The organism is Nonomuraea lactucae (assembly GCF_003313395.1).
GTDB lineage: Bacteria > Actinomycetota > Actinomycetes > Streptosporangiales > Streptosporangiaceae > Nonomuraea > Nonomuraea lactucae.
The window spans coordinates 1-3,457 of the sequence record NZ_QNFZ01000703.1; the positions used below are offsets into that span (position 1 = coordinate 1).

Genomic DNA, 3,457 nt, shown 5'->3' on the forward strand with positions numbered 1-3,457 from the left:
AGCCCCGCGTCCGCCGTGACGTCGGCCAGCACCGGACGCCCGGACGCCGCCCGCGCCGCGCGCATCAGCCCGAGGTCCAGCCGCCCTCCCTCGCACAGGATCACCTGGTCGTTGCCCTCCGCCGCGCAGTAACCGGCCAGCCCCAGCCACTCCTCCAGCGACGCCGAGGGGCGGCGCTCCACCACCACGGGCAGCCCGAGCCCCGCCACGGCGCGCACCAGCGGGATGTCGCGCGTCCAGGCCGCGCCGACCACCACACCGTCCGCGCGGGCGGCGATGGCGGGCAGGTCGGCGGCGGAGGACGGCTCCACCAGCGTCACGCGCTCGCGCAGGATCTCGGCGGCGTCCACGTGCGCCGGCCGCTCCCGCAGGCTCACCCTGCCGCCGATCACCACGGCCGGTCCGGCGCCCACGCGCACCCCGCCCAGCGTGACCACGCGGCGTTCCAAGGTCGATGACATCTCGCTCCTCACTCGGGGCCGGCTCGCGGGAGCCGGCGGAAATCCAGACTCGCGGAAAACCAAAAAGGCAGAGACCGCGTCTCTGCCTTTGCCGACTCCAGGTGGCCGCTAGGTGACGACCGGCCCTCCCGGAGCCGGCTGGGTAAATCCGTAGCGACAAGTCATGACAGAACCTTACACCGGCGCTCCAACTGCTGGACTGTCCTTCTCATATGGCGGACTGTCCTTCCGGCGAGTCGCCGTTGATCCGTCGCTATGGGAGTATTTCTTGGCCTAGAGGGAGGGTTTGAGGCCGTTGATGTCGGATCGCAAGCAGGACGGACGCCGCATCGCCGGCCGCTACCAGCTGCAGGAACCCATTGGCAAGGGTGGGATGGGCATCGTCTGGCGCGCCCATGACGAGCTCCTCGATCGCACGGTGGCGGTCAAGGAGGTCAGGTACGCCGCGGCCCTGGGCGACGAGGTGCAGCTGCTCAACCGCCGCACGATGCGCGAGGCGAGGGCGGCGGCCAGGTTCGAGCACCCCAACGTGATCGTCGTGCACGACGTGATCGAGGAGGACGACCGGCCCTGGATCGTCATGCAGCTCGTCCCGTCGCGCTCGCTGGGCGCGGTCATCAAGCAGGACGGGCCGCTGAAGCCCAGGCGGGTGGCGGAGATCGGCCTGGCCGTGCTCGACGCGCTGCACCGCGCGCACGAGTCGGGTGTGCTCCACCGCGACGTCAAACCGGAGAACGTGCTGCTGGCCGACGACGGCCGGGTGGTGCTGACCGACTTCGGCATCGCCACGCTGGAGACCGAGACGCAGCTCACGGTGACCGGCCTGGCGGGCACCCCGGCGTTCATCGCGCCCGAGCGGCTCAAGGGGCTGCCCGCGCGGCGCGAGTCCGACCTGTGGTCGCTCGGCGCGACGCTCTACACGGCGGTGGAGGGCCGCTCGCCGCACGAGCGGGGCATGGCGCTGGCCACCATGCACGCGGTGCTGACCGATCCACCCGACCCGGCGCCGCACGCCGGGCCGCTGGCCGAGGTGATCGACCTGCTGCTGGCCAAGGAGCCGGTGCAGCGCCCCACGTACGAGGAGACCGAGAGGCTGCTGCGCGAGGCGATCGCCGCCTCGACCCCGCGGCCGGTCAACCGGCAGTCGCCGCGGGCCACGGCGTTACTTCCGGCCCAGCGGCCCGCGGAGCCCGCTCCCGTCGAGGACGACACCCCGACCGACCCCAACCTGGCGCCCCTCTCCCGCCCGGCCCCCACGCCGGTCATGCCGCCGGCGGCGATGGCCTTCCCCGAGACCGGGGCGAGGCTCGACCCGGCCGGCAGGGAGCCGGCCACCAGGAATCCGGCGTCGAGGGAGCCGGTCACCAGAGAGCCGGCTGCCGGGGGACCGGCGGCCAAGGAGAGCGCGGACCCCGGTGGCGCCTTCCCTCCGCTGGACTTCCCCACGACCGCGCGGTCCGGCCGGCCGGACAACCGGCGCCCCTGGCCGGTCGTCGCCGCGGCCGGCGCGGTCGTGCTCGTCGCGGCGGTGGGCGGCTATCTCGGCCTCAACTCCGCCCCGGACAAGTCCCCCGACAAGTCGCGCACCGCGTCCGTGACCCCGCCCGCCGCCTCCCCGTCCGGCCCGCCTCCGTCCAGCGCCCCCGCGTCCGGCTCGCCCAGTGCCCCACCCAGTGACTCGCCCAGTGACTCGCCCAGTGACTCGCAGGGCCCCAGCACCGCTCCGAGCACGCCCCCGCCGCAGGCCGACCCGCTGCCCAAGGGCTGGAAGATGTACAAGGACAAGAAGATGGGCTTCTCCATCGGGCTGCCCAAGGGCTGGGACGTGTGGGACCGCGGCGGCAGGCAGGTCAAGTTCAAGGGGCCGGGCGCCGCGTCCAACGCCTACCTCATGATCGAGGAGGCCGAGGACCCCGGGTCCGACCCGTACAAGGACTGGAAGAAGCAGGAGCCGGTCCTCAAGAACAACTTCGGCGGCTACAAGAAGCTCGACATCAAGCGGGTCGACTACATGAAGGCCGCGGCCGACTGGGACTTCACCTGGAACACCAACACGGGCAAGACCAGGGTTCGCAACCGCGGTTTCATCACCGAGAACGGGCGCGCCTACGCCATCTACTGGCATACCCTGAACAGCCACTGGAAGGACGACTACAGCTTCTTCGAGGGCTTCTGCGCCACCTTCAAGCCGGCGAAGTAGGCTTCCCGGCGTGGAAAGGCAGGTCGGCAACCGCTACCGCCTCATCGAACCGCTCGGCGAGGGCGGGATGGGCGTGGTCTGGCGCGCGTACGACCAGTTGCTCGACCGCACCGTGGCGATCAAGGAGGTCCGCTACACCGGCGTCGGCGAGGCCCAGCGGGCCAACCTCAACCGCAGGACCATCAGGGAGGCGCGGGCGGCCGGCCGCCTGGACCACCCCTCGGTGATCGTGATCCACGACGTGGTCGAGGAGGAGGGCCGCCCGTGGATCGTCATGCAGCTGGTCAGGTCGCGCTCGCTGGCCGAGGTGATCCGCGAGCGCGGGCCGCTGCCGGTCGAGCAGGCCGCGGTGATCGGCGGGCGGGTGCTCGACGCGCTGCTCGCCGCCCACGCGACCGGCGTGCTGCACCGCGACGTCAAGCCTGAGAACGTGCTGCTGGCCGACGACGGCCGGGTGGTGCTCACCGACTTCGGCATCGCCTCGCTGGAGGCCGAGGCCGGCCTGACCGCCACGGGCGGCCTCGTGGGCACGCCCGCGTACATGCCGCCCGAGCGGCTGCACGGCGATCCGGCCAGACCCGAGTCCGACCTGTGGGCGCTGGGCGCGACGCTGTACGCGGCGGTCGAGGGCGCGCCGCCGTACAAGCGTGACTCGTGGGCGGCGACGGTGGCCGCGGTGCTGCGCGACGAGCCGGAGCCGCCCGCCAGGGCGGGGGCTCTCGCCCCGGTGATCATGGGGTTGCTCCGCCGCGACCCGGCCGCGCGGATGCCCGCCGGCGAGGCGGCGCACCTGCTG

2 protein-coding genes and 1 pseudogene are annotated in these 3,457 nt (G+C 72.7%); 2 read left to right on the forward strand and 1 reads right to left on the reverse strand.

Annotated features, from left to right (window positions below; genetic code table 11):
- Positions 1–461 (reverse strand): annotated as a pseudogene (locus DQW85_RS25690) (chorismate mutase); the annotation flags it as partial.
- A 298-nt stretch (positions 462–759) separates the two neighbouring features.
- Here DQW85_RS25690 and DQW85_RS25695 point away from each other — a divergent pair.
- Both DQW85_RS25695 and DQW85_RS25700 read left to right on the forward strand, forming a co-directional pair.
- Positions 760–2,661, forward strand: a complete 1,902-nt coding sequence (locus DQW85_RS25695; RefSeq protein WP_113702531.1) for a serine/threonine-protein kinase — start codon at positions 760–762, stop codon at positions 2,659–2,661.
- Positions 2,662–2,671: 10 nt separating this feature from the next.
- The coding region (locus DQW85_RS25700; RefSeq protein ID WP_162795372.1) for a serine/threonine-protein kinase at positions 2,672–3,457 on the forward strand (786 nt) is incomplete at its 3' end.

Excerpts from the sequence above, each read along its gene's own strand:
- DQW85_RS25695 (WP_113702531.1), top strand. The coding sequence starts at position 760 with ATGTCGGATCGCAAGCAGGACGGACGCCGCATCGCCGGCCGCTACCAG.